This is a genomic window from Rhizobium sp. NFR07, assembly GCF_900111905.1.
In the GTDB taxonomy this organism is placed as follows: Bacteria; Pseudomonadota; Alphaproteobacteria; order Rhizobiales; family Rhizobiaceae; genus Neorhizobium.
The window spans coordinates 222,942-247,002 of record NZ_FOKM01000005.1; the positions used below are offsets into that span (position 1 = coordinate 222,942).

The 24,061-nt window shown below is 61.9% G+C and carries 24 protein-coding genes, 1 tRNA gene and 2 riboswitches; of the genes, 11 read left to right on the forward strand and 14 right to left on the reverse strand.

All coding sequences use genetic code 11. From position 1 onward, the window contains the following. Nucleotides 1-90: 90 nt before the first annotated feature. Nucleotides 91-642: a L,D-transpeptidase family protein gene (locus BM216_RS13065; RefSeq protein ID WP_092999613.1), complete on the reverse strand. Its 552-nt coding sequence runs from the start codon at nucleotides 640-642 to the stop codon at nucleotides 91-93. A 145-nt stretch (nucleotides 643-787) separates the two neighbouring features. Between BM216_RS13065 and BM216_RS13070 the strand changes: the two genes are divergently transcribed. Together BM216_RS13070 and BM216_RS13075 are read left to right on the forward strand one after the other, a co-directional pair. Beyond that, complete coding sequence (locus tag BM216_RS13070) at nucleotides 788-1,468, forward strand: response regulator transcription factor (RefSeq protein WP_092999760.1); 681 nt, start codon at nucleotides 788-790, stop codon at nucleotides 1,466-1,468. Next, a complete protein-coding gene (locus tag BM216_RS13075; protein ID WP_092999614.1) occupies nucleotides 1,468-1,923 on the forward strand; it encodes a cyclic nucleotide-binding domain-containing protein in 456 nt (151 codons plus the stop codon). The genes BM216_RS13070 and BM216_RS13075 overlap by 1 nt, the downstream gene beginning before the upstream one ends. 262 nt (nucleotides 1,924-2,185) lie before the next feature. On the opposite strand, the gene BM216_RS13080 is transcribed toward BM216_RS13075, so the two are convergent. The 6 genes from BM216_RS13080 to tesB form a co-directional block, all read right to left on the reverse strand. Then, nucleotides 2,186-2,989 carry an exodeoxyribonuclease III gene (locus tag BM216_RS13080; protein WP_092999615.1) on the reverse strand — a complete coding sequence of 268 codons (804 nt, stop codon included), beginning with the start codon at nucleotides 2,987-2,989 and terminating at the stop codon, nucleotides 2,186-2,188. 125 nt (nucleotides 2,990-3,114) lie between these two features. Next, nucleotides 3,115-3,756, reverse strand: coding sequence for an outer membrane lipoprotein carrier protein LolA (locus BM216_RS13085; protein ID WP_092999616.1), 642 nt, complete (start codon nucleotides 3,754-3,756; stop codon nucleotides 3,115-3,117). 101 nt (nucleotides 3,757-3,857) lie between these two features. Continuing rightward, complete coding sequence (locus BM216_RS13090) at nucleotides 3,858-6,539, reverse strand: FtsK/SpoIIIE family DNA translocase (RefSeq protein ID WP_092999617.1); 2,682 nt, start codon at nucleotides 6,537-6,539, stop codon at nucleotides 3,858-3,860. Nucleotides 6,540-6,743: 204 nt separating this feature from the next. Beyond that, nucleotides 6,744-8,105, reverse strand: a complete 1,362-nt coding sequence (locus BM216_RS13095; RefSeq protein ID WP_092999618.1) for an ammonium transporter — start codon at nucleotides 8,103-8,105, stop codon at nucleotides 6,744-6,746. 28 nt (nucleotides 8,106-8,133) lie between these two features. Beyond that, entirely contained in the window at nucleotides 8,134-8,484 is a 351-nt protein-coding gene (locus BM216_RS13100) for a P-II family nitrogen regulator (protein WP_177230773.1), read from the reverse strand. Nucleotides 8,485-8,690: 206 nt separating this feature from the next. Further along, entirely contained in the window at nucleotides 8,691-9,575 is an 885-nt protein-coding gene (tesB, locus tag BM216_RS13105) for an acyl-CoA thioesterase II (protein WP_092999619.1), read from the reverse strand. An 88-nt stretch (nucleotides 9,576-9,663) separates the two neighbouring features. Here tesB and BM216_RS13110 point away from each other — a divergent pair, with 88 nt between their 5' ends. Beyond that, nucleotides 9,664-10,878 carry a ubiquinone biosynthesis hydroxylase gene (locus BM216_RS13110; RefSeq protein WP_092999620.1) on the forward strand — a complete coding sequence of 405 codons (1,215 nt, stop codon included), beginning with the start codon at nucleotides 9,664-9,666 and terminating at the stop codon, nucleotides 10,876-10,878. A gap of 141 nt (nucleotides 10,879-11,019) precedes the next feature. On the opposite strand, the gene BM216_RS13115 is transcribed toward BM216_RS13110, so the two are convergent. The 4 genes from BM216_RS13115 to BM216_RS13130 all read right to left on the reverse strand — a co-directional run bounded on the left by BM216_RS13115 (nucleotide 11,020) and on the right by BM216_RS13130 (nucleotide 13,564). Further along, nucleotides 11,020-11,208 carry a Trm112 family protein gene (locus tag BM216_RS13115; protein WP_092999762.1) on the reverse strand — a complete coding sequence of 63 codons (189 nt, stop codon included), beginning with the start codon at nucleotides 11,206-11,208 and terminating at the stop codon, nucleotides 11,020-11,022. Between the two features lie 7 nt (nucleotides 11,209-11,215). Continuing rightward, on the reverse strand, nucleotides 11,216-11,893 hold the full coding sequence (locus BM216_RS13120) for an LON peptidase substrate-binding domain-containing protein (protein WP_092999621.1): 678 nt from the start codon (nucleotides 11,891-11,893) through the stop codon (nucleotides 11,216-11,218). 107 nt (nucleotides 11,894-12,000) lie between these two features. Beyond that, on the reverse strand, nucleotides 12,001-12,999 hold the full coding sequence (trxA, locus tag BM216_RS13125; protein ID WP_092999622.1) for a thioredoxin: 999 nt from the start codon (nucleotides 12,997-12,999) through the stop codon (nucleotides 12,001-12,003). Between the two features lie 55 nt (nucleotides 13,000-13,054). Continuing rightward, on the reverse strand, nucleotides 13,055-13,564 hold the full coding sequence (locus BM216_RS13130) for a prolyl-tRNA synthetase associated domain-containing protein (protein WP_092999623.1): 510 nt from the start codon (nucleotides 13,562-13,564) through the stop codon (nucleotides 13,055-13,057). Between the two features lie 263 nt (nucleotides 13,565-13,827). On the opposite strand from BM216_RS13130, the gene BM216_RS13135 reads away from it, so the two are divergent. Beyond that, a tRNA-Gly gene (locus BM216_RS13135) sits at nucleotides 13,828-13,902 on the forward strand. A 95-nt stretch (nucleotides 13,903-13,997) separates the two neighbouring features. On the opposite strand, the gene BM216_RS13140 is transcribed toward BM216_RS13135, so the two are convergent. The 3 genes from BM216_RS13140 to BM216_RS35020 all read right to left on the reverse strand — a co-directional run bounded on the left by BM216_RS13140 (nucleotide 13,998) and on the right by BM216_RS35020 (nucleotide 16,417). Beyond that, a complete protein-coding gene (locus tag BM216_RS13140) occupies nucleotides 13,998-15,020 on the reverse strand; it encodes an aldose epimerase family protein (RefSeq protein ID WP_092999624.1) in 1,023 nt (340 codons plus the stop codon). Nucleotides 15,021-15,171: 151 nt separating this feature from the next. Continuing rightward, nucleotides 15,172-16,092: a homoserine O-acetyltransferase MetA gene (gene metA / locus BM216_RS13145; RefSeq protein ID WP_092999625.1), complete on the reverse strand. Its 921-nt coding sequence runs from the start codon at nucleotides 16,090-16,092 to the stop codon at nucleotides 15,172-15,174. 64 nt (nucleotides 16,093-16,156) lie between these two features. Next, nucleotides 16,157-16,234: riboswitch (SAM riboswitch) on the reverse strand. 60 nt (nucleotides 16,235-16,294) lie between these two features. Then, a complete protein-coding gene (locus tag BM216_RS35020) occupies nucleotides 16,295-16,417 on the reverse strand; it encodes a hypothetical protein (protein WP_280141679.1) in 123 nt (40 codons plus the stop codon). Nucleotides 16,418-16,602: 185 nt separating this feature from the next. Here BM216_RS35020 and BM216_RS13150 point away from each other — a divergent pair, with 185 nt between their 5' ends. The 7 genes from BM216_RS13150 to BM216_RS13185 all read left to right on the forward strand — a co-directional run bounded on the left by BM216_RS13150 (nucleotide 16,603) and on the right by BM216_RS13185 (nucleotide 23,999). Beyond that, nucleotides 16,603-17,253, forward strand: coding sequence for a thiamine diphosphokinase (locus BM216_RS13150; RefSeq protein WP_092999626.1), 651 nt, complete (start codon nucleotides 16,603-16,605; stop codon nucleotides 17,251-17,253). 9 nt (nucleotides 17,254-17,262) lie between these two features. After that, nucleotides 17,263-19,083: an ABC-F family ATP-binding cassette domain-containing protein gene (locus tag BM216_RS13155; protein ID WP_092999627.1), complete on the forward strand. Its 1,821-nt coding sequence runs from the start codon at nucleotides 17,263-17,265 to the stop codon at nucleotides 19,081-19,083. A gap of 160 nt (nucleotides 19,084-19,243) precedes the next feature. Continuing rightward, nucleotides 19,244-19,696, forward strand: coding sequence for a response regulator (locus BM216_RS13160; protein ID WP_092999628.1), 453 nt, complete (start codon nucleotides 19,244-19,246; stop codon nucleotides 19,694-19,696). Nucleotides 19,697-19,809: 113 nt separating this feature from the next. After that, a complete protein-coding gene (locus BM216_RS13165; protein WP_092999629.1) occupies nucleotides 19,810-20,205 on the forward strand; it encodes a VOC family protein in 396 nt (131 codons plus the stop codon). A gap of 290 nt (nucleotides 20,206-20,495) precedes the next feature. Then, nucleotides 20,496-20,601: riboswitch (TPP riboswitch) on the forward strand. A gap of 41 nt (nucleotides 20,602-20,642) precedes the next feature. Further along, nucleotides 20,643-21,653: a thiamine ABC transporter substrate binding subunit gene (gene thiB / locus BM216_RS13175; RefSeq protein WP_092999630.1), complete on the forward strand. Its 1,011-nt coding sequence runs from the start codon at nucleotides 20,643-20,645 to the stop codon at nucleotides 21,651-21,653. A 35-nt stretch (nucleotides 21,654-21,688) separates the two neighbouring features. Then, nucleotides 21,689-23,311: a thiamine/thiamine pyrophosphate ABC transporter permease ThiP gene (gene thiP, locus BM216_RS13180; RefSeq protein WP_092999631.1), complete on the forward strand. Its 1,623-nt coding sequence runs from the start codon at nucleotides 21,689-21,691 to the stop codon at nucleotides 23,309-23,311. Then, nucleotides 23,304-23,999 carry a thiamine ABC transporter ATP-binding protein gene (locus BM216_RS13185; protein WP_092999632.1) on the forward strand — a complete coding sequence of 232 codons (696 nt, stop codon included), beginning with the start codon at nucleotides 23,304-23,306 and terminating at the stop codon, nucleotides 23,997-23,999. The genes thiP and BM216_RS13185 overlap by 8 nt, the downstream gene beginning before the upstream one ends. Nucleotides 24,000-24,061 lie beyond the last annotated feature (62 nt).

Sequence of the window (24,061 nt, forward strand, 5' to 3'; positions counted from 1 at the left end):
TACCTCTCCCCTTGTGGGAGAGGTCACAAAATCAAGATCTTAGCTTCAGCTAAGTCTTAGATTTTGTTGGTGAGGGGATACTCTCAAGCTTCACCCCACCACCTTCACCACCGTCCCCTTCCGCAAAAACGGCAGCAACCGCTTCATATCCCGCGGATGCACCGCCACGCAGCCGGCCGTCGGCTGGTAACCCGGCTTGATCAGGTGGAAGAAGATCGCCGATCCGCCATAGCGTTTGCGCGACGCTATGTTCCAGTCCATCACCAGGCAGATATCGTAGAGCCCGTCCGCGCGCATCATCTCCTCATGGCTCGGCTTGAACGGCGCCTTCACCAGCCGGTTATACGCCGGATGCTTCGGCTCGTCGCACCACAGCATGTCCTTGCCGATCCGCCGCATGGGCAGCGCCGTGGGCGGCAATCGGACGCGCTCGCCTCGGGTGAAACCGGAAATGAGCTTCATCGATGCGATCGGGGTTGCGCCATCCCCTTCCCGCTTGAAGGCCGTGGTGCCGGACCGGCCGATGGCGGCGCGAATCGTCAGGCCATCGATCGAAATGATTGCCCGCTGTCGATTGCCGGGTGCCGTCCTCACGGTAATGACCGATCGCTCTGTTACAGTCTGCACACGGAAAAGCGGCATTTTCTCACGAGCTTTTGCTTTGAATATGATTTTGTTTGAAATCATAGCATGTTGGGAATTAGATCGAAGAGCCCTAAATACGCATGGAATGCGCCGACTTGACCGGCGCCGAGGCACGACGGGCGATACGAAAGGCAAGAACCGAATGGCAAGAACGATACTTTTGGTCGATGACGACAACGATCTGCGCGAGACGCTGGTCGAGCAATTGTCGTTATACGACGAGTTTTCGCTGTTGCAGGAAGAGAATGCCACTAAGGCCATGAACACGGCCAAAACCACCCAGGTCGACCTGCTGATCATGGATGTCGGCCTTCCCGACATGGATGGCCGCGAGGCCGTCAAGCTCCTGCGCAAGAACGGCTTCAAGGCGCCGATCATCATGCTGACGGGCCACGACACCGATTCCGACACCATTCTGGGTCTCGAAGCCGGCGCCAACGACTATATAACCAAGCCGTTCCGCTTCGCCGTTCTTCTCGCCCGCATCCGCGCGCAGCTGCGCCAGTACGAGCAGAGCGAGGACGCGACCTTCACCGTCGGCCCCTATATCTTCAAGCCGAGCCAGAAGCTCTTGACCACCGATGACGGCAAGAAGATCCGCCTCACCGAGAAGGAAGCGGCGATCATCCGCTATCTCTATCGCGCCGGCCAGAAGGTTGTCACCCGCGACGTGTTGCTGGAAGAGGTCTGGGGCTACAATTCCGGCGTTACCACCCATACGCTCGAAACCCACGTCTACCGGCTTCGCCAGAAGATCGAGCGCGATCCGTCCAGCGCCGAAATCCTGGTCACCGAAAACGGCGGCTACAAGATCGTTCCGTAATGGCGCTGAATGACGATATCCAGCTTCTGTCCCAGGTCCCGCTGTTCCGGCAGCTGGACGGAGATCAGCTGCGCCTGATCGCCTTCGGCGCCGAGCGGCGGTCGCTTGCGGAGGGTCAGGAACTGTTTCGCGAGGGCTCGCCTGCCGAAGCAGCCTATATCGTCGTGCGGGGCAGGATCGGTCTCTACGCCATGGACCGTATGGGCGACATTCGCCACCAGAAGGATGTCGGTGCAGCGACCCTGCTTTCCGAACTTGCGCTGGTGACGATGGTCGAGCGGAAGTTTACCGCGGTTGCTGCATCGGACTGTGAAGTGCTGAAGGTCAATCGCCAGCTGTTCCAGCGGCTTCTGGAGGAATACCCCCAGGTCGGGCGCCTGATCGAAGCGCGCATCCGGGAGAATATCGCCGGCCTCGCCAAGGCGGCGGCGGCGATGGAACATCGGTTCCGGTAAGTCCCTTCCGCGAGGCCACAGCCCCTTGCTCAGGTGCCACAACCTTTTTCTCACCCATCACCCGGCCATTGAACGAGGCAATCCCCCTCTAGCCTCTCCCCCACAAGGGGGAGAAGAGTCGCGGCAATCGCCTGGCCCAATTCAAACTTGGCCAAACGGCACTGCCTGCTCCGAATAGCTTCGGCGGAACGGCCGGGTTAAGCCCTCCCCCTGTGGGGAGGGTTTGGGAAGGGGCCTTTTACGTTCGTGAACCCCGAAACCCTCAGAACTTGAACGTTGCCGTCACCGGCACGTGGTCGGACGGCTGGTTCCAGCCGCGGGCTTCCTTCAGGATGTCTATGCTCTCCAGGAACGGACCGAGATCCGGCGACGACCAGACGTGGTCGAGGCGGCGGCCCTTGTTGGCGGCCTCCCAGTCCTTGGCGCGGTAGCTCCACCAGGTGTAGATCTTTTCCGGCTCCGGCGTGTGCTGCCGCATCAGGTCCAGCCAGCCGCCCTTGGCGATGACCTCCTTCATGCCGTCGGTCTCGACCGGCGTATGGCTGACGATCTTCAACAGTTGCTTGTGCGACCAGACGTCGTGTTCCAAAGGCGCAATGTTGAGATCGCCGACGAGAATGGACGAAATGCCCGGCATCGCATCCGCCTTCAGCACTTTCATCTCCTCAAGGAAATCCAGCTTGTGGCCGAATTTCGGATTGATCGTCCGGTCGGGTTCGTCACCGCCGGCGGGCACATAGAAATTATGCAGCCGGATGCGCCGAGAGCCCCGCTCGAACAGCGCCGAGATGTGCCGCGCATCGCCGACGCCACAATAGTTCTGGCGGTGATCCTCGGTGAGCGGGATCTTCGAGGCGATCGCTACCCCGTGATAGCCCTTCTGCCCGTGCACGATGATGTGCTGGTAGCCGAGATCCTTCAGCGGCTGGTAGGGAAACTCCGGCTCCTGGCACTTGATCTCCTGCAGGCACAGGATATCCGGCTGGTTGCGCACGATGAACTGCTGCACGATCGGCATGCGCAGGCGCACCGAATTGATGTTCCAGGTGGTGATGGAGAATGTCATGCGTGGATGCCCTGCCCTTTATTGTCGCCGAGGTTTAGAGCGATTCACCCGGGGTGAGAAGCAAAAAGGGCCGCACCTTTATCCGGCGCAGCCCTTTGCGATAATCGATGACGCACCTGGCGCGATTACTTCCGTACCTGGTCATAGGGAACGGTGAACACGCGCTCGTCGAAGCCGACGCCGGTCTTGACGTTGTAGATCATGACGGACGTGTCCTTGCCCTGATTGTCGGTGATCGTCCACTGACGCAGGTCATAAGTCTTGCTGTCGAACATCATGGTGATCGTCGAATCGCCGAAGATCGTCTTGTTGCCGAGCACGATTGTGGTGAGGTCACTCTCTTCCTTCACCCCGCGCACGGCATCATTGGTCAAATCGATCTTGTCGGCCAGAAGCAGCGTCAGCGGCGTCTTGGACAGCGGGTATATGTCCCAGGTCTTCAGCTTGATATTGCCGACGACGACATTGCGGCCATCGGCTATGACGCGCAGCGGCGACGGGTCGTCGAAATTGAAGCGCAGCTTGCCGGGACGCTCGATGAAGAACTTGCCGCCCGTCTGTTCCCCGCGCGGGCCGAACTGGACGAACTCGCCCATCATCGTCTTCACCGAGGAGAAATGGTCGGCGATCTTCTGCGCGGCGGCCCCGCCAGCGCCCTGGGCGCGCGTGACTGTCGGCATCATCGCCGTGGCCGCAAGCCCGAACAGGCCTGCCGAAAACTGTCTGCGGTCGATCCGGATGGAAAGAGCGTTCTTTTCTTTGGTCATTCTGGTCTCCATCCACCTGCACTGGGCCGCAAACGCGGCGTCTTGATGACGGGCCGAGAGCGAAATTTCTTAGCCTCAGCCCGATCACGCAAACCTGACCGCTAGAGAATGTCGGCTTCGGTCGGCACGAGGATCTCGCGCTTGCCGGCGTGGTTTGCCGGTCCGATCAGCCCTTCCTTCTCCATCCGCTCGATCAGCGAGGCGGCGCGGTTATAGCCGATGCCGAGGCGCCGCTGGATGTAGGAGGTCGAAGCCTTGCCATCCTGCAGCACGACAGCGACAGCCTGGTCATACGGATCGTCCGAATCGCCGAGATTGGACGTGCCTGCCGGGCCACCGCCACCGCCGTCTTCATCCTCGTCGTCGGCCGTGATCGCTTCGAGATATTGGGGCGAGCCCTGCGTTTTCAAGTAGGCGACGATGTCCTCGACCTCGTTATCCGCAACGAACGGTCCGTGGACACGCTGGATGCGCCCGCCGCCGGCCATGTAGAGCATGTCGCCCTGTCCGAGCAACTGTTCGGCACCCTGTTCGCCGAGGATCGTGCGGCTGTCGATCTTCGACGTCACCTGGAAGGAAATGCGGGTCGGGAAGTTGGCCTTGATCGTGCCGGTGATGACGTCGACCGAGGGACGCTGCGTCGCCATGATGACGTGGATGCCGGCCGCACGGGCCATCTGCGCCAGGCGCTGGACGGCGCCTTCGATATCCTTGCCGGCAACCATCATCAGGTCGGCCATTTCGTCGATGATGACGACGATATAGGGCATCGGCTCGAGATCGAATTCTTCCGTCTCATACATCGCCTCGCCCGTCTGGCGGTCGAAGCCGGTCTGCACGGTGCGGGTCAGGATCTCGCCCTTGTCCTTGGCCTGCTCGACGCGGGTGTTGAAGCCGTCGATATTGCGCACGCCGATCTTCGACATCTTCTTGTAGCGCTCTTCCATCTCGCGGACGGTCCATTTGAGCGCGACGACGGCCTTCTTCGGATCGGTGACGACAGGTGAAAGCAGATGCGGGATGCCGTCATAGACGGACAGTTCGAGCATCTTCGGGTCGATCATGATCAGGCGGCACTTCTCCGGCGTGTAACGATAGAGAAGCGACAGGATCATCGTATTGATGGCGACCGATTTACCCGAGCCGGTGGTACCGGCAACGAGCAGATGCGGCATCTTGGCGAGGTCGGCGACGACGGGCTCGCCGCCGATCGTCTTGCCGAGCGCCATGGCGAGCTTCGCCTTGCTGGTCTCGAAATCCTTCGAGCCGATCATCTCGCGCAGATAGACCGTTTCGCGGGTGCGGTTCGGCAGTTCGATGCCGATCGCGTTGCGGCCGGGCACGACGGCAACGCGGGCGGCGATCGCGCTCATAGAGCGGGCGATGTCGTCGGCAAGGCCGATGACGCGGGACGACTTGATGCCCGGCGCCGGCTCCAGTTCGTAAAGCGTGACAACGGGACCGGGACGCACATGGATGATCTCGCCCTTAACGCCGAAATCCTCCAGCACGCCTTCCAGCATGCGGGCATTCTGTTCCAGCGCGTCGGCGGAAAGCGATGCGTCGCGGGCAACAGCCTTCGGCTCGGCGAGCAGATGGACCGAGGGAAGCTGGAACCCGTCGGGACGGATGAAGGAGCCCTGCGCATCACGGGTGACCCGCGCACTGGGCTTTGGCGGGGCTGCCGCGGGCGTGACACGCGCCGAGCGTCCGCCGGCACCCTGCGGTGCGCGGGACGTAACGAACGGCGCTTCGTCGTCCTCGTCGTCGTCAGCCAGAATGCTTGCGGGCCGTTTCGGCATGTCGTCCATGTCGAACGGCGGATCGTCGTAATCCGACATCGGCGGTGCCGAGACCACGCGGCGAGACGGCGCGACATGTTCTCCATCACCGTCCAGCGACGGCTCTCGGCGGCGCGTATTGACCGCGGCAGACTTTGGCCGAACCGGCTCGTTCAGCGTACCGAACTCGTCGTCGTTAAAGTCATAAGGCTCTTCGTAGGCACTGCGCGCTTTCGGCTTGATCCCGAACAGGCGGCGGAAACGCGCCTGGGTCGTGTACCAGTGATGCGCGACGGCGCCGAGCGGCAGGATGCGCTCGAGCAGGCTGCCGCGATCGTCGTCCTCGTCCTCCTCGACCTCCTCGCGCTTGGCGCGGGAAGCGACCGCCGGCACAGGCTGGTCGTCATCCTTGATGTCATATTCCAGCGGGTCGCCGACAAGGCCGGAGGCAAACAGCATCAGCCAGATGCACGGAAGGGTGAAGATGCAGCCGAGCACCATCGCCACCATGCCGGTCGGATAGGCGCCGACGAAAAGCGCCGGGAAGCGTAGGATCATGTCACCGATGACGCCGCCGATCCCGTTCGGGATGGGCCATGTCTGCGGCGAGGGAAAGCAGCCGAGCGTGGCCGACGCGAGGATCGTGCCGCCACCCCAGGCAGCAAGCCGCGCCGGAATGCGGTCGAACCGGCGGCCGGAGATCAGCGCCAGCGCGAAGGCAAGAATCGGCAAGAGCGCGAGGATGCTGGCAAGGCCGAAGAACTGCATCATCAGGTCGGCAAATGTCGACCCGCCGACGCCGAGAATATTCGTCGGCTCGTTGTCGGTGGCGTAGGAGAAGCTCGGATCGGCAATGTTCCAGGTCGCCAGCGCCGCAACCGCGAGCGCCAGGCCGAAAAAGATGCCGAAGCCGGCAAGCGCCAGCGTCTGGCGCAAGACGAAGGAGCTGACGACCGAGCGGGTGGACCGGTTTGTCAGTGCCGCCGAACTGCTTCTGCCCATCGTATCTGCCCGTCGTCCGTGAAAATCAACAATGCGAGAAAATCGGCAGATGCCGCCACGCAATTCCACCAGAGCCTAACGCGGCGATGGTTAACGCAGCTTTAACCACGCGCCAGAGGGCCGGTTCTCCAAACGAAAATGGCCCGGAAAACTCCGGGCCATCTCGATCGGAAGGCAGCAGCCGGCCGAGGCCGGCTGTCCCTCTTAGTTGTGGTAGGCAGCTTCGCCGTGCGACGCGAGGTCGAGACCTTCGCGCTCGGCTTCGACCGGAACGCGCAGGCCGACGATCAGGTCGACGACCTTGTAGATGATCAGCGAGCCGATACCGCACCATGCGATGGTGACGAGAACAGCGTAGAGCTGGGTCATGAACTGGCCGCCCATGGTGACGCCTTCGGCATAACCGATGCCACCGAGCGACGAGGATGCGAAGATGCCGGTTGCGAGAGCGCCGAAGAAACCACCAACGCCGTGGACGCCGAAGACGTCAGCGGTATCGTCGTAGCCGAACTTGTTCTTGATGACGGCGACGAAGAAGTAGCACAGCGGCGAAACGATGATGCCCATGATGATGGCGCCCATCGGACCGGCAATGCCGGCAGCAGGCGTGATGGCGACGAGACCGGCGATCATGCCCGAAACGGCACCGAGCAGCGAAGCCTTGCCGCGGGTGAAGGTTTCGACGACGCACCACGAAAGCACAGCGGCAGCCGTGGCAACGAAGGTGTTGACGGTTGCGAGCATCGCGCCGCCGGAAGCTTCGAGGTTGGAACCGGCGTTGAAGCCGAACCAGCCGACCCAAAGCATGGCGGCACCGACGAGCGTCAGCGTCATCGAGTGCGGAGCCATCATGTCCTTGCCGTAGCCGGTACGCTTGCCGATCATGATTGCGCCGATGAGGCCTGCGAGACCTGCATTGATGTGAACGACCGTGCCGCCTGCGAAGTCAAGCGCGCCCCAGCCGAAGATCAGGCCGTTGGCATCCCAGACCATGTGGGCGATCGGGAAGTAGACGAAGGTGACCCACAGAAGGCAGAACAGGATGGACGCGGAGAACTTGATGCGCTCGGCAAACGCGCCGACGATCAGGGCAGGCGTCAGCGCTGCGAAGGTCATCTGGAACATCACGAAGATGAATTCCGGAATGACGACGCCGTCGGAGAAGGTTGCGGCGGTGGAATCCGTCGTGACGCCCGATAGGAACATCTTGGCAGTACCGCCCCAGAAAGCGGACGTACCGCCGCCGAAGGCGAACGAATAACCGTAGATGACCCAGATCAGCATGATGGCCGAACCGGCGACCGTGCACTGCATCAGGACGGACAGCATGTTCTTGGCGCGCACGAGGCCGCCGTAGAACAGCGCGATACCCGGCATCAGCATGAAGAGGACGAGAAGGGTGCAGATGAACATGAAGGCGGTATCGCCCTTGTCCGGAACCGGAGCGGCAGCAGCAGCCTCGGCCGCCGGCGCTGCAGCGTCCTGCGCGAAGGCGACGACTGGCGCAAGGAAGGCTGCAGCGGCAGCGCCCATGCGTCCGAGGTTAGAAATTCTGGTCAATTGCATAGCTTGAAAACTCCCCTGTAAGCCGTGCTTAAAGCGCTTCGGTGTTGGTTTCGCCGGTACGGATGCGCACGGCCTGCTCGATCGAATAGACGAAGATCTTGCCGTCCCCGATCTGGCCAGTCTTCGCCGCAGAAGCGATCGATTCCACAGCCTTGTCCACGAGGTCGGACGGCACGGCGATCTCGATTTTCAGCTTCGGCAGAAAACTTACGGCATACTCGGTGCCGCGATAGATCTCGGTATGTCCCTTCTGGCGTCCGTAACCTTTGACTTCGGTAACGGTCAGGCCCTGGATACCGACAGCCGTGAGTGCTTCGCGCACCTCATCCAGCTTGAACGGCTTGATAATGGCCATCACGATTTTCATCTGGCTTCCCATCCTTTGTTGTCTCGGCCTTAAGCCGACTCTCCTGATCACCGGCATGCGCCAGCGACTGGACCTCTACATTCAAAGGGCGTGCCAGTTTCGAACGGGACTTAAGTCATTGAAAAATAAAGGCGCAAAGGCGACCTGCCAGAAAACAGGCAGGCAGGCGTCATAAAGACGCCGAAATGCTGTGCGTTAACCCTGATTATGCACAAAAACTAGTCATTTGCCTTTTTGCGAATCAGCCCCTCCTGGGCCACCGACGCGACAAGGGTACCAGAACGTGTGTAAAGGCTGCCGCGCGTCATCCCGCGGCCACCCGATGCGCTGGGACTGTCCTGACTGTAGAGCAGCCAATCATCGAATTCCACCGGGCGATGGAACCACATGGCGTGGTCGAGGCTGGCGACCTGCAGGCGCGGGTCGAAGATCGATGTCCCGTGCGGATAGAGCGACGCATCCAGAAGCGTCATGTCGGAGAGATAGGCAAGCACCGCCGCCTGATAGGTCCGCTCCGCCGGCACTTGGCCGAGCGTTCGCACCCAGACATCTTGGCGGGGTTCCAGCTTGTCCGTCGTCAGGTAATGCGCCAGCGACACGGGACGCAGCTCGATTGGCCGCGGACGCTCCCAGTATCGACGGATCGCCTCCGGCGCCTTCTGCAGGAACCGTTTGCGAAACTCTTCCTCGTCCATCAGCTCTTCCGGCTGCGGAACGGCGGGCAGCTCGATCTGGTGATCATACCCCTCCTCGTCCCGCTGGAAGGAGGCCGACATGGAAAAGATCGCCTTGCCGTGCTGGATCGCAACCACCCAGCGGGTGGCGAAGCTTGATCCGTCGCGAATGCGATCCACCTGATAGATGATCGGCACGGACGGATCGCCGGGCCGCATGAAATAGGCATGCAGCGAATGGACGAATCGGTCGGCATCGACAGTCCTTTGCGCCGCGACCAGCGCCTGGGCAATCACCTGGCCGCCGAAGACGCGCTGCCAGCCGACATCCGGGCTGGTGCCGCGATAGAGGTCGTGCTCCAGCTGTTCCAGGTCGAGCGTCCGGATCAGTTGCTCCATGGGGGTAGAATGATCGGAAGGGCGCGACATTTTTGATTTACTCCGGCAATAGGAAGCGACGGTCGGATGATCTATATCGGGATCGTTGATGATCACAAGACTGACGGGAGCCAGGCAGATGTTGGACATGATGGTTGTAGGTGGAGGTTATGTCGGTCTGGGGGCGGCGGTGGCCGTCAAGCAGGCCGCACCGCATCTCTCCGTCGAAGTCGTGGAGGCAGCCCCGGCCGGCGTCTGGGAAAAGGATGAGCGCGCATCCGCGATCATCGCCGCCGCCGGCAAGATGCTGAACGTGCTGGGCGTCTGGGACGAGATCGTCGCGCAGTCGCAGCCGATCAACAAGATGATCGTCACCGACAGCCGCACCTCCGACCCGGTGCGCCCGGTCTTCCTGACCTTCGACGGCCGGATCGAGGACGGACAACCCTTTGCCCATATGGTCCCGAATGTCGCCATGGTTCGCGCGCTGCGCGGTGCCGCCGAGCGGCTCGGCATTGCAATCCGCCACGGCCTGTCCGCCACCAGCTTTGCCACCGAAAGCAACTGCACGACGGTGACGCTGTCCGACGGCTCGACCATCGAGACCCGCCTCCTCGTCGCCTGCGACGGCGTCCGCTCCAAGCTGCGCGACATGGCGGGCATCAAGACGGTGACGTGGAAATACGGCCAGTCCGGCATCGTCGCGACCGTTGCCCACGAACGCCCGCATGAAGGCGTCGCCGAGGAACATTTTCTGCCGTCCGGCCCATTCGCGATCCTTCCGCTGCCGGGCAACCAGTCGTCGCTGGTCTGGACCGAGCGGACCGACGACGCCGACCGGCTGGTCGCCTCCGATGATCTGGTATTCGAGGACGAATTGCAGCGCCGCTTCGGCCACAAGCTCGGCGAACTGACGCTTGTCGGGGGTCGCCGTGCCTTCCCGCTCGGGCTTACCCTGTCGCGCGCCTTCGTCGCACAGCGTTTTGCACTCGCCGGTGACGCGGCCCACGGCATCCACCCGATTTCCGGCCAGGGCCTCAACCTCGGCTTCAAGGATGTGGCGGCGCTCGCCGAAACCGTCGTCGAGGCTGACCGTCTCGGCCTCGATATCGGCTCGCTCGCGGTTCTCGAGCGCTATCAGACCTGGCGCCGCTTCGACACCTACCGCATGGGGGTCACGACAGACGTCTTGAACCGCCTCTTCTCCAACGACGTGACGCCGATAAGGATAGCCCGTGACTTCGGCCTCGGCCTCGTCGAGCGCATGCCAAAGCTGAAGGATTTCTTCATCGGCCAGGCCGCCGGTACCACCGGCGAAGGCCATCCGAAGCTTTTGGCCGGTGAGGCAATCTAAGCGACGGCAGGCCTCCCGACAGGACGGCATTCTCCATCGTGATCCTCGGGCTTGTCCCGAGGATCCAACCACGTTTCCATAAACCGAGGCGTAGCAGATGCCCGGGACAAGCCCGAGCATGACGGATTCTGCAGCAGAATCTCAGTCTTCCAGCTTGCGCGCTTCCGAGACCAGCATGATCGGAATACCGTCGCGGATCGGATAGGCAAGCCGCGCGCCTTCCGACACAAGCTCATTGCGCTCGCGATCGAACACGACCAGCCCCTTGGTCAGCGGACAGACGAGAAGGTCGAGGAGCTTTGGATCGACTTTGCTCAGCTTTTCGTCCACGCGCACCTCATTGGAGAATCGTATCCGTATCCGCGAGCCCGCGTGCGAGCAGGATCTCGGTTATCGCAATCAGCGTGTCCGCCCGCGTCTTGAGATCCGCCGCCTCGAGCAGCGCCTGTTTCTCCGCCGGGCCGAAGGGCGACATCATCGAGAGCGAATTGACCAGCGTGCGGTTGCCAGCGCGCTCGATGCTCTCCCAGTCGGCCTCCAGCTTGTTGGCGTCGAGATAGGCCTTGAAGACGCGCAGCAGTTCCCCGCGATCGACCGAAGCCTCGTCGTCCTCCTCCGTCAGGTCCGACATGAAGGGCGCGAATTTGAAGACGCGATAGGGCTGTGACCCTGCGACCTCATCCAGCAACCGGAAGCGGGCCACGCCACCGAGCGAAGTGATGTAGCGTCCATCGCCCGTCTCGGCGAAGGACGTGATGCGCCCGATGCAGCCGACCGTGGCCAGCGCCGGACGAAGCGGATCGCCGCTGCCCGCCTCCTCCACCAGCGACGGCTGGATGACCCCGATCAGGCGGTCACCCAGAAGCGCGGCATCGAACATCGACAGATAGCGCGGCTCGAAAATATTGAGCGGCAACTGACCGCCCGGCAGAAGCAGGGCCCCGGTCAGCGGAAAGACCGGCACGATTTCCGGCAGGTCCTCTCGCTTCAAGTACCGTGCGTTTCCCACATGCATCAGTCAGTCACCTCCCGCAGATCATTCCGTGCAGCTGTTGCCACTGAGGTGTAATCTGGGGCTCTTGCCGGCTAACGCAAGTCTGCCGGCAGCGCATTCAATGCGGTTTAGGAAAACAGAATGGACGAAAGCCGGCGCCGGGCCGCGATTGTCGCAGGATCCTTCGGTCCCCAGACCTCGAAAAACTGCAGCAATTCCCGGCGCGCGCCGTCGTCGTCGAACGTACGGTCCTTGCGCATGATGGTCAGAAGGTGATCGGCCGCCTGCTCGCGTTCGCCCTGCACATTGAGGATCTTGGCAAGCTTCATCCGCGCGTCGTGATCGTCCGGATTGGCCGACAATTCCCGCTCCAGCGCCACCGGATCGCCGAGCTTGCGCGCTTCCTCGATCTGCTCGAGCTTCTTCGCCACGGCCTGGACGGCCGCGTCGCCCGCCATTTCTTCCGGCAGCGAGGCGAGCATCTGGCTGGCGCGCTCCGTCTCGCCCATGGCGATCAGGCACTGCATCATGCCGGCCGCGGCCTTGGCATTGTCCGGATCGGCCTGCAGGACGGCACCGTAAAGCCGGGCGGCACCCTGGATGTCGCCCGAAGCGAGCAGTCCCTCGGCTTCAGCGAGAACGGACTCGATTTCGGCAGCCTGGTCGGCGCCGGCCGGGCCTGCAAGCTTGTCGATGAATTCGCGCACCTGGCTTTCCGGCACCGCCCCCATGAAACCATCGACCGGCTGGCCGTTGACGAAGGCTATGACGGCCGGGATCGACTGGATGCCAAGCTGGCCGGCGACCGAGGGATGGTCGTCGATATTCATCTTGATCAGCCTGACGCGGCCCTCGGCTTCGTTGACGACCTTTTCGAGCACCGGGGTCAGTTGCTTGCACGGACCGCACCAGGGTGCCCAGAAATCGACCAGGACCGGCTGGTTGCGCGACGCTTCGAGAACGTCCTTGGCAAAGCCTGCCGTCGTCGTGTCGCCCACATAACCGCCGGCAGCGGCCTGTGGCGCTGCATCCACAGGTGCTGCTGCGCCAAAACTGGTCGAGGCATTCATCTGGCCGCCGTAGCTGCCGCCATAGGACCCGGAATAAGGGTTGTCGCTGCCGCTCATGAGTGTTCTCCCGGGAACCTTTGTGGTTATCAATTCAAGGTCAAAACATCGTATGTCAGTCGGTGACTTTCAAGACAAGCGGCGTATGGCCGGTGGCTTCCAGAAACCGGATCAGATCGTCGCGGCCGATCGAGGTCGTCGCGTCGTTGGAAAGCGGATGCCCGTTGATGGTATCATAGTGCATCAGATCTTCATCAAGAACAAAGGTAACGTTGTTGCCGGTATCGCAGAATGCGCCGAACACCGTCACCGATCCGGGCACGACCCCGAGATATTCGAGCATCATTTCCGGCTTGCCGAACGACACGCGGCTGGACGCACCGATCACCTTGTGGACCGTCTTCAGGTCGACGGTCGCATGTTCTTCGACCGTCAGGACGAAATACCGGTCCTTCTTGTCCTTCACGAACAGGTTCTTCGTGTGCCCGCCCGGGATCTCGTCGCGCAGGCTCTGCGATTCGGAGACGGTGAACACCGGGGCATGGTTTTTCGTCGTTTGGGGAATGTTGAGGCTGTCGAGGAAGGCGAACAGGTCGGCGGCAGTCTTTTGCATGATTTCGGTCATATCCGGGGAAGAGATTGGCGGGAGATCGGGACTATAGAGAGAATGCGACAGGGGGAAAAGATCTCATCCCCAGCCATCCGCCCAATGAGCGCTACGCCGGAAGCCTTACATTCCAAGGGGTTTGGCGATCGGCCAAAAAATCTTCATCGCGATCGTCATTTCCCTGTTGCATTTGAAAATCGGCTGGGCCATATAGCGCCCGTCGCCGGCAACAAGCCGCGGCGCCACGGTCCCCACTACCACAGGGACTGACGGATTGATGAGCGGGTGTAGCTCAGTGGTAGAGCACAACCTTGCCAAGGTTGGGGTCGAGGGTTCGAACCCCTTCGCCCGCTCCAGTCCCTCCCAACGGACATTTTCGATACAGAACAAGACGCCTCAGGCGTCTTGTTCTGTATGTCGACATAGACCGGCCGAAGCCGATCTTTATCCGTTACCCCTTCGAAAACACATACTCCGTTTCCTGCCGAAGTACCTCGCCGGGACGTAGCACCGCGTTCGGGAAATTCTCGTGGTTGACTGCGTCCGGCCAGACCTGAGTTTCCAGGCAGAAGCCGGCATAGGGGCCGTAGCGGCGACCGTCGAAGCCCGGGACCGGCACGTTGAGCATCACGCCAGCATAGAACTGCACGCCGGGCTCGGTCGTGCGCACTTCCAGCGAGACACCCGAATAGAGGCTGCGCACCAGCGCCACCGAACGTTTTTCGACCCGTTCGGGCGATAGGCAGTAATTATGGTCGAAAGGCACCTGGGCGCCGTCTTCCAGCGTCCGCCGCATCGGTCCCATCTCGCGCAGGTCGAAGGGCGAGCCTGTCAGGTCCATCAGTTCGCCGGTCGGGATCAGCCGATCATCGACCGCCGTCAGCTGGTCGGCGGCGATCATGATGTCGTGGCCGAAGACGTCCTCGCGGCCGTCGAGGTTGAAATAGGAATGCTGGCAGACATTGGCCGGCGTCGGCTGGTCAGCTTCCGTCTCGTAAATCACCGAGAGAACGCCATCGGCCTTGAGCTGATACGTGACAGTGGTGGTGGAATCGCCCGGATAGCCAGCGCGGCCATCGGGATCAACGATATCGAGCACCACCTTGTCGGCTTCATACTCGACGATGGACCAGTGCCCGCGCCCGATCCCGTCCGAACCGCCATGCAGATGGGTGACACCGCGCTCGTTGAGCTCCAGCTGATAATCCTTGCCGTCGATCGAGAATTTTCCGTCGCCGATGCGGTTGGCGCAGCGGCCGGGCGTCGCGCCGAAATAGGGCGAATGAGCAGGATAGGCATCGAACGCCTCAAACCCGAGCACCAGCGGCGGTTCGTGGCCGTCGAGGCGAAGATCCTGGATGACAGCGCCCCAGGTCAGGACATGGGCCGTCAATCCGCCTCCGGCGATACGGACGCGATAGACGGGCTCTCCGTCCCTCGTGGTGCCGAAGACCTCGAATGCCTGCTCTGCCATGATATTCCTCCGCATGGCGCCGCAAATCGACATGGACATGCGGCGATGGGGGGCAAACTGCGCGATTTGAGAAGGTGCCGCAACGAAAATCGGCGTCTTCAAACCGTCATATCATGGCACTGGCACATAGACCGCGGGACCGAGCCAGCCCCTATTCCGTGCCGATCTTGTCGAGATCGTAGGGCGTCGTCTGGTAGATCTCGTTGATCCAGTTGCCGAACAGCAGATGCGCATGGCTGCGCCAGCGGTTCTGCGGCGTCAGCGTATCGTCGTTATGGGGGAAATAGTCATGCGGCATCTTGATCGGGATGCCGGCATTGACGTCGCGGAAATATTCGTCGGCCAGCGAGGTGGAATCGTATTCGACATGGTTGAACATGTAGAGCCGGCGGCCGGCCTTCTCATGCACCAGGCACAGGCCCATTTCTTCCGATTCCATCAGGATCTCGAGATCGGCGGACTTCTCGACATCCTCGCGGCGCACCTCCGTCCAGCGCGACACCGGCACCTGGAAATCGTCGGAAAAGCCGTTGAGATAGACGGATGCAGGCGCCAGATTGCGGTGACGGTAGACGCCGAATGCCTTCTCTTCCAAAGCATGCTTCGGCACGCCGTGGAAATGGTAGATCGCCGCCATCGCGCCCCAGCAGACATTCATCGTCGAATGCACGTTGGTCGCCGTCCATTCGAAGATCTGCCTCATCTCGTCCCAATAGGTGACGTCCTCATAGGGCATGGTCTCGACGGGCGCGCCGGTGATGATGAAGCCATCGAACTTTCTGTCCTTCACTTCCTCCCAGGTCTCGTAGAAGGAAAGCAGGTGCTCTTCGGACGTGTTCTTCGCCTTGTGGGTGCCGAGCCTGATCAGCGAGAACTCGACCTGCAGCGGCGAGGCGCCGACAAGCCGCGCCATCTGCACCTCGGTCTTGATCTTGTTCGGCATCAGGTTGAGCAGGCCGATCTGCAGCGGGCGGATGTCCTGACGCAGCGCGGCCGTGTCGGTCATCACGCGCACGCCCTCGGAGACGAGCGTCTGAAACGCAGGAAGCGTATCGGGAATCTTGATCGGCATGTCATCAATCCACAAACAAAAAGCCGGCAACGAAAAATCGCAACCGGCCCGTGGGAAAGATTTTGAACATCTTCTCGCGGCCCTTTAGCGACTTTTTTTACGTGGCTGCAAGCCGGCCGGCCAAATCACCACGGAAGTTCGACTTCTCAGATAATCCTTACCGCGTCGGCCGTCAATGGTAGCAAAAACGACCGACGCTGCATCAGCGGTTGCTTCCTCGCATGCCGACTTCGGCGGTGTGGTAGCGGCCGTTGGCATTGGGCGGCAGGCTCTGGCAACCGGCCTGGACGACGAGGGCGAACAATAGGATGAGCTTGGTGCGCATGCCGATCTCCTTTTGATCCGTTGAGAAATCTTTACATAGGTCGATCGCGCCGGACTTGGACGATCGCGCCCATCACGTCTTCGTGCCCTTGCCGCACGCCGTCAGCAAAGTTTTTCACCCATGCACGCCATCTGAAGCGAGCAGGCGCTTTGCCTTGGCCGGCCTATGCGCTAAGGGCTTTGCCGATGAACCTTTCGACCTTCACCATCCTGCTCGGCGGAAACCTGACCGTCACCGATCGCGTCAGAGATGCGATCGCGGGAAGCCGTGTCATTGCCGCGGACAGCGGCATGCGCCACGCGCTGGAACTGGAGGTGACGCCGGAGCTTTGGGTGGGCGATTTCGATTCCTCGGATGCCGAGCTGATCGAGCGCTTTCCTGAGGTTGAGCGCAAGACCTATCCCCTGGCCAAGAACGAGACCGACGGCGAGATCGCGACGGCCGAGGCGATCGAACGCGGTGCGACGCGGCTGATCCTCATTGGCGCACTCGGCGGGGAGCGGTCCGACCACGCGCTCCAGCACCTCCTGCACGCCATGGGCCTTGCCGAACGTGGCTTCGACATATTGCTAATGTCGGGAGACGAGGAGGCCATTCCCTTCCTGCCCGGCACGAAGACCGTCAACCTGCCCAAGGGCGCGCTCTTCTCCGTCCTCGGCTTTTCCGCCCTTAAAGGCCTCGACATTCTCGGCGCGCGCTATCCGCTGAAGGATTTCTCGCTGCCCTTCGGCTCGTCCCGCACCGTTTCCAATGTTGCGGAAGGGCCGGTCGAATTCCATCTAAGAGAGGGCAAGGCGATGATCCTTGCCCGTCCCCACGACTTTTCCGGAGCATAAAAGGTCCTCATGGCACCTCCCATTCTCAAGCTTGACGATATTGTCCTGACCTTCGGCGGCACACCGCTTCTGAACGGCGCCGGCCTGCAGGTGGAGCCGGGCGACCGCATCTGCCTTGTCGGACGCAACGGCTCGGGCAAGTCGACGCTGATGAAGATCGCAGCCGGCATGGTCGAGGCCCAATCGGGCGAGGTCTTCCGCCATCCGGGCGCGACGATCCGCTACCTCGAACAGGCACCCGATTTCGGCGACTACACGACCGTGCAGGCCTATGCGGAAGCGGGCCTTGGCCCGGGCGATGATCCCTACCGTGTCACCTATCTGCTGCAGCATCTCGGCCTGACCGGCGAGGAAGACCCGAACCGTCTTTCCGGCGGTGAATCCCGCCGTGCGGCGCTTGCCCGCGTCATGGCGCCGGAACCGGATATCCTGATGCTGGACGAACCGACCAACCATCTCGACCTGCCGACCATCGAATGGCTGGAAGACGAGCTGCGCCGTACCAAGAGCGCACTCGTGCTGATTTCCCACGACCGTCGCTTCCTCGAAAAGGTCTCCACCGCCACTGTCTGGCTCGACCGCGGCACCTCACGCCGCCTCGACCGCGGCTTTGCCCATTTCGAAGCCTGGCGCGACGAGGTTCTGGAAGCCGAGGAGCTGGAACAGCACAAGCTCGGCAAGGCGATCGAGCGCGAAGAGCACTGGATGCGCTACGGCGTCACCGCGCGCCGCAAGCGCAACATGCGCCGCGTCGGCGAGCTGCAGGCCATGCGCTCCGCCTATCGCGGCCACAAGGGTCCGCAGGGTTCCATCCAGGCTTCAGCAACCGAAGGCAAGGAGAGCGGCAAGCTCGTCATCGAAGCGGAAAACATCACCAAGACCTATGACAAGCCGATCGTCGCGCCGTTTTCGATCCGCGTCCATCGCGGCGACCGCATCGGTCTCGTCGGCCCGAACGGCGCCGGCAAGACGACGCTTCTGAAGATGCTGACCGGCCAGCTGGAACCGGATGAGGGCTGGGTCAAGCTCGGCACCAATCTGGAAATCGCCACGCTGGACCAGAAACGCGAGGATCTCGATCCGTCCGACACGCTGTCCCATTACCTGACGGACGGTCGTGGCGAAACGCTTCTCGTCAATGGCGAACAGCGTCATGTCGCGGGCTACATGAAGGATTTTCTGTTCCAACCGGAACAGATCCGCACGCCGATCAAGAACCTTTCCGGCGGCGAACGCGCCCGGCTGATGCTGGCGCGGATCATGGCCAAGCCGTCTAATCTTCTGATCCTCGACGAACCGACCAACGACCTCGACATCGAGACGCTGGACCTGCTGCAGGAAATCGTCGCCGGCTATAACGGCACCGTCATCCTCGTCAGCCACGACCGCGACTTCCTCGACCGCACCGTGACCTCAACTATCGCGCCGGCGGTCCCGGATGCGCCCGACGGCCGCTGGATCGAATATGCCGGCGGCTATACCGACATGCTCGCCCAGCGAAAGGGCGCCCAGGAAGAGCGCCGCAGGGCGGAGAAGGCTGCGGAAAAGCCGAAGGCAGAAGCAGCCTCGTCTTCAGACGCGCCAAAAGCCAAGGGCAAGCTTTCCTACAAGCAGAAATTCGCACTCGAAAACCTGCCGAAGGAAATGGAAAAGGCCGAAGGCGAGATCGCCGCGCGCGAAAAGAAGATGGCCGATCCAAGCCTCTTCACCAAGGATCCCGCGACCTTCAACAAGCTGGCGGCCGAGATGGAAAAGCTGCGCGAAAAGGTGACCGCCATGGAAGAAGAGTGGCTGGAACTGGAAATGCTGCGCGAGGAACTGGAAGGATAACGTAACTATTTGTTAGTATTAACAGATAGTTACTAACAGAAAAGATTGTCCCGCTGCGGAACAATACCCCTGTTCATGGCGTTCGGTTGGCAGTTCGGTTGTTGAAGTGAGGCAGCCGCAAAGACTGAACTGAACCGAGATGAACTCTGGGAGATGTCCAATGCTGACAAATGTATCGCGTCGTCGGCTGGCCAGTGAGGCAATGAATCAGCGCGTATTGATCATCGAGGACGAGTTTCTCATCGCCCTTGATGTTGCCGACACGATCGAACATATGGGTCTGAAGGTCGCCGGTTTTGCCAGCGCCCGAAAGCAGGCGATCGCGCTCGCCCCTCTGGCAGATATCGCATTCGTCGACGTCAATCTCTCCGATGGCCGCACAGGCCCCGAGATCGGCCGCGAACTGGCCGAGCAATACGGCCTGACGGTCGTCTTCATGACCGCCAATCCGGATGACATCGCGAATGGTGTCGACGGCACGCTCGGTGTTCTCACCAAGCCGGTCCTGCCTGAAGTCGTCGAGCAGACGGTGGATTATGCCCTCGCCAACCGCCTGGGCGGCATGGCGATCGTGCCGCGTGACCTGAAGGTGTTCCAAGGCAATCGTCACTGAATTCAGAATTCCGGCATGTATTCGACATGGACTTGTCGGATACCTGCTGCATGATCCGTCTTTGAGGATATGGCGCTCGCTCCGGGGCGCCGTTCCAATGGAGGACAGACAGCATGTGCATGATCTTCGTCAACCTGCCGGTCACAAACCTCGAGGCGTCAACCGCCTTCTACACCGCTCTTGGCTTCAACAAGAATCCCGACTTTTCCGACGACACGGCGAGCTGCATGGTCGTCAGCGAGCAGATTTACGTCATGCTGCTGACTCACGACAAGTTCAGGACCTTCATCAACGGCGAGATCGCCGACGCGAAGAAGACGACCGAAGTCCTGACCTGCCTCTCGGCAACCAGCCGCGATGAGGTGGATGGCTTCAAGCAGAAGGCCCTCGCCGCCGGCGGCGCCGACTGGAAGCCAAATATGGAAATGGGCCCGATGTACGGCTGCAGCTTCCAGGATCCCGACGGCCATGTCTGGGAAGTGATGTATATGGATATGTCCGGCGTCTGATCGACCTGCGCCGCAATATTGTCGCTCCCAAGTCGCCAACCTGTTGTTTCAGATCATCCGTTTAGGTGGCGCCAAGCCGCCTCACGTCCCCTCGTCCCTGTGCTCGCCACAGGGATCCGGCCGACGCGCGTATGCGTGGCGAGAAACCCTTTCCAGCCCAAGGACTTGGGCTGGCTGGATTCCTGTGACATACCGTGGGCGAAGCCCCAGGAGCACAGGAATGAGGGCATAGGAACAACGGCCGCCCCTCGCCCCCCTTGCCAGCATCCGGCGAGCCCGCTAAATCTTTGCACGCTCTAACGGGGTGCCCTGCGTTTGCAGGGCTGAGAGGCTTGATGCCAACCCGCGGAACCTGATCCGGCTAAAACCGGCGGAGGGATTAGACGGCTCATTACCAGCGCCCTATTCCCCATTTTGAACCATGTGAGGAGGCGCTGATGCGCGGGATTTCGACTTTTCTTCTGGCGGCGGCGGCCGCGGCTTTTGCACCCTTTGCCGCCGAAGCCCAGGACAAGACACTGACCGTCTATACCTATGAGAGCTTCATATCGGACTGGGGTCCGGGCCCGAAGATCAAGGCCGAGTTCGAAAAGACCTGCGCCTGCACGGTGAATTTTGTCGGCGTCGCCGATGGCGTGGCGCTGCTGACCCGCCTGAAGCTCGAAGGCGCTGGCACCAAGGCCGACATCGCGCTCGGGCTGGACACCAGCCTGATCTCGGAAGCCAAGGCGACCGGCCTCTTCCAGCATGCCGGCGTCGATACCGGCATGGTCGAGGTGCCGGGCGGCTATAGCGACGACACTTTCATTCCCTATGACTATGGCCATTTTGCCGTGGTCTATGACACCGAGACCATCAAGAACCCGCCGAAGAGCCTCAAGGATCTGGTCGAGGGCGATGCCTCGCAGAAGATCGTCATCGAGGATCCGCGCACCTCGACCCCCGGCCTCGGCCTGCTGCTCTGGATGAAATCGGTCTATGGCGACAAGGCGCCGGAAGCTTGGTCGAAGTTGAAGGACCGCGTGCTGACCGTCACGCCCGGCTGGTCGGAAGCCTATGGCCTGTTCACCAAGGGCGAAGTGCCGATGGTGCTCTCCTACACGACATCGCCCGCCTATCACATGGTCGAGGAAAAGAGCGACCGTTACCAGGCAGCCTCCTTCTCCGAAGGTCACTATGTCCAGATCGAGGTCGCCGGCATCCTGAAGGACGCAAGGGATCCGGATTTGGCAAAGAGCTTCCTGACCTTCCTCATCTCGCCGCAAGCACAGGACATCATCCCGACGACGAACTGGATGATGCCGGTTGCCGCCACCACCAATCCCCTGCCGGATGCCTTCGGCAAGCTCATCCAGCCGAAGAAGACGCTCCTGCTCGGTTCCGACGAAGTGGCGAAGAACCGCCAGGCCTGGATCGACGAATGGCTGACGGCCATGAGCCGTAACTGAGCCGAGCCGAAACTCGGCTAAGCGGATAGACAAGCATGGTGCAGACGATTGCAGAGCGAAGGCGGAGTTTGGGAGCAGGTATTGCCGCACTCCTCGCCGTCGCCCTGTTCGTCGGCACGGCGGTTGCGACCCTCCTCCTCTGGGATGGCGACCAGTCGGCATCCCGGCTGTTTTCGGCCTATACCTGGCGCATCCTGCAATTCACGCTGTGGCAGGCGACGCTATCCACCCTGCTCTCGGTCCTGTTCGCCATACCGGTCGCGCTGTCGCTCACCCGTCGCCCTGAATTCCCGGGCCGAGTGTGGATCGTCCGGCTTATGGCGCTACCCATGGGCCTGCCGGCTTTGGTCGGCGCACTCGGGCTCGTCGGCATCTGGGGCCGGCAGGGCATCGTCAACGGAGGACTGGCGGCGATCGGGCTGGAACAGCCGGTCAGCATTTACGGCCTCACCGGCATTCTCCTCGCCCATACATTCTTCAACATCCCACTCGCCGTGCGCCTACTCCTCGCAGCGCTCGAACGCCAGCCTGCGGAATACTGGCTGCTCTCGGCCGGTCTCGGCATGCGGCCTCTTTCCGTCTTCCGCTTCGTCGAATGGCCGGCGCTGCGGCGCGTCATTCCCGGCGTGGCGGGGCTAATCTTCATGCTCTGCGCAACCAGCTTCACGCTGGTTCTCGTGCTTGGCGGCGGGCCGGCAGCAACGACGCTGGAGGTCGCGATCTACCAGGCGCTGCGCTTCGATTTCGATCCGCCCCGTGCCATCGCGCTCGCCTTCCTGCAGATCGCCCTGACCGGCGCGATAATCGGCCTCATCGCGCTTCTGCCGGCCGCGACCGACACCGTCAGGGCCGCTGGAAGGAAAATACGGCGCTTCGACGGACAGACCGCAAACACGCGGCTCTGGGACGCGGCCATCGTCGCAGCCGCTGTCTTCTTCATCGCCGCCCCCCTCGCCTCGGTCCTCGCCGCCGGCCTGCGCGCCGACCTTGTGAAACTCGTCACCGGCTCGCTGTTCCTCCGCGCCGCAGCAACGAGCCTTAGCATCGCGATCGCCGCTGGCATGATCGCCGTTAGCGCCTCGCTCGCAATCGTCTCCGCCCGCCAGGCCATTGCCGCCCTACCGGCCAGATCGAGGCCGATGCGGCTGCTCTCGACATCCTTAGCCGGCACATCGTCCCTCGTCCTGCTCGTCCCGCCCGTCGTTCTCGGCACGGGCTGGTTCCTGGTTCTGCGCCCCTTTGGTGATGTCGGCCTGTTCGCGCCTTATCTCGTGGCGCTGATCAACGCCCTGATGGCCCTGCCCTTCGTCATGCGGGTGCTGGAGCCTGCACTAGACGAGCACACCCGCCAGATCTCCCGCCTTGCCGCATCGCTCGGCATGACCGGCTGGCCGAAATGGCGGCTGGTTGATCTTCCCGTACTGCTCAGGCCGATGCTGACCGCCCTGTCCTTTGCCATGGCGCTGTCTTTGGGTGATCTTGGCGCTGTGGCCTTGTTCGGCTCCAGCGATCTCATCACCCTGCCCTGGCTGGTCTACAGCACGCTTTCCAGCTATCGCACCAATGATGCGGATGGTCTGGCGCTGATCCTCGGGTTCGTCTGCCTTGCACTGACCATCCTCGGCACCGCCGGCGACAAGGAAAATGAGAATGCATGACGGCATCGTGCTCGATCAGGTCGAACTCACGCTCGGCACGGCCGGCTTCCTTTTCGATTGCGGCATCGAAAGCGGCGCCATCACCGCGATCGCCGGGCCTTCCGGCGCAGGCAAGTCGACGCTCCTCAACCTGATCGCCGGGTTTGAGCAACCGCGCTCCGGCCGCCTCGTCATCGCCGGATCCGAGCATACGCGACGCCACCCCGCCGAACGACCGATCTCGCTCGTCTTTCAGGATCACAACCTCTTCGCCCATCTCGACATCTTCACCAATGTTGCGCTTGGCGTCAGCCCGTCCATGCGGCTGACGGCGGCGGACAGGGCGAATGTGGATGACGCCCTGACGCGCGTCGGCCTTGGCGGCTTCGGCCGCCGCATGCCCGGCTCGCTGTCCGGCGGCGAGCGCCAGCGCGCGGCCTTCGCCCGTGCGCTGGTCCGCAGGAGGCCGGTCCTGCTGCTCGACGAACCCTTCGCCTCGCTCGACCCTGATCTGCGCGTCCAGATGGCCAAGCTTCTGGTGGACCTGCATCAGGAGACGGGAAACACGGTCGTCATCGTTACCCATGACCGCGACGAGATCAGAAGGGTCGCTGACCGGGTTCTCGTGGTGGAGCAGGGACGGATCGCCCGTCACCTGCGCAAGGCAGAGTTTTTCGACCGGACGGAGCCATCGGCCGCTGGTATGTGAACGCCCGTAAGGAAGCGTGCGGAAGGCCTGCCACAATTTGGACGTGGCCTGATGGCATCGCC

Excerpts from the sequence above, each read along its gene's own strand:
- BM216_RS13065 (WP_092999613.1), bottom strand. The coding sequence starts at position 642 with ATGCCGCTTTTCCGTGTGCAGACTGTAACAGAGCGATCGGTCATTACC.
- BM216_RS13070 (WP_092999760.1), top strand. The coding sequence starts at position 788 with ATGGCAAGAACGATACTTTTGGTCGATGACGACAACGATCTGCGCGAG.
- BM216_RS13075 (WP_092999614.1), top strand. The coding sequence starts at position 1,468 with ATGGCGCTGAATGACGATATCCAGCTTCTGTCCCAGGTCCCGCTGTTC.
- BM216_RS13080 (WP_092999615.1), bottom strand. The coding sequence starts at position 2,989 with ATGACATTCTCCATCACCACCTGGAACATCAATTCGGTGCGCCTGCGC.
- BM216_RS13085 (WP_092999616.1), bottom strand. The coding sequence starts at position 3,756 with ATGACCAAAGAAAAGAACGCTCTTTCCATCCGGATCGACCGCAGACAG.
- BM216_RS13090 (WP_092999617.1), bottom strand. The coding sequence starts at position 6,539 with ATGGGCAGAAGCAGTTCGGCGGCACTGACAAACCGGTCCACCCGCTCG.
- BM216_RS13095 (WP_092999618.1), bottom strand. The coding sequence starts at position 8,105 with ATGCAATTGACCAGAATTTCTAACCTCGGACGCATGGGCGCTGCCGCT.
- BM216_RS13100 (WP_177230773.1), bottom strand. The coding sequence starts at position 8,484 with ATGGGAAGCCAGATGAAAATCGTGATGGCCATTATCAAGCCGTTCAAG.
- tesB (WP_092999619.1), bottom strand. The coding sequence starts at position 9,575 with ATGTCGCGCCCTTCCGATCATTCTACCCCCATGGAGCAACTGATCCGG.
- BM216_RS13110 (WP_092999620.1), top strand. The coding sequence starts at position 9,664 with ATGTTGGACATGATGGTTGTAGGTGGAGGTTATGTCGGTCTGGGGGCG.
- BM216_RS13120 (WP_092999621.1), bottom strand. The coding sequence starts at position 11,893 with ATGCATGTGGGAAACGCACGGTACTTGAAGCGAGAGGACCTGCCGGAA.
- trxA (WP_092999622.1), bottom strand. The coding sequence starts at position 12,999 with ATGAGCGGCAGCGACAACCCTTATTCCGGGTCCTATGGCGGCAGCTAC.
- BM216_RS13130 (WP_092999623.1), bottom strand. The coding sequence starts at position 13,564 with ATGACCGAAATCATGCAAAAGACTGCCGCCGACCTGTTCGCCTTCCTC.
- BM216_RS13140 (WP_092999624.1), bottom strand. The coding sequence starts at position 15,020 with ATGGCAGAGCAGGCATTCGAGGTCTTCGGCACCACGAGGGACGGAGAG.
- metA (WP_092999625.1), bottom strand. The coding sequence starts at position 16,092 with ATGCCGATCAAGATTCCCGATACGCTTCCTGCGTTTCAGACGCTCGTC.
- BM216_RS35020 (WP_280141679.1), bottom strand. The coding sequence starts at position 16,417 with ATGCGCACCAAGCTCATCCTATTGTTCGCCCTCGTCGTCCAGGCCGGT.
- BM216_RS13150 (WP_092999626.1), top strand. The coding sequence starts at position 16,603 with ATGAACCTTTCGACCTTCACCATCCTGCTCGGCGGAAACCTGACCGTC.
- BM216_RS13155 (WP_092999627.1), top strand. The coding sequence starts at position 17,263 with ATGGCACCTCCCATTCTCAAGCTTGACGATATTGTCCTGACCTTCGGC.
- BM216_RS13160 (WP_092999628.1), top strand. The coding sequence starts at position 19,244 with ATGCTGACAAATGTATCGCGTCGTCGGCTGGCCAGTGAGGCAATGAAT.
- BM216_RS13165 (WP_092999629.1), top strand. The coding sequence starts at position 19,810 with ATGTGCATGATCTTCGTCAACCTGCCGGTCACAAACCTCGAGGCGTCA.
- thiB (WP_092999630.1), top strand. The coding sequence starts at position 20,643 with ATGCGCGGGATTTCGACTTTTCTTCTGGCGGCGGCGGCCGCGGCTTTT.
- thiP (WP_092999631.1), top strand. The coding sequence starts at position 21,689 with ATGGTGCAGACGATTGCAGAGCGAAGGCGGAGTTTGGGAGCAGGTATT.
- BM216_RS13185 (WP_092999632.1), top strand. The coding sequence starts at position 23,304 with ATGCATGACGGCATCGTGCTCGATCAGGTCGAACTCACGCTCGGCACG.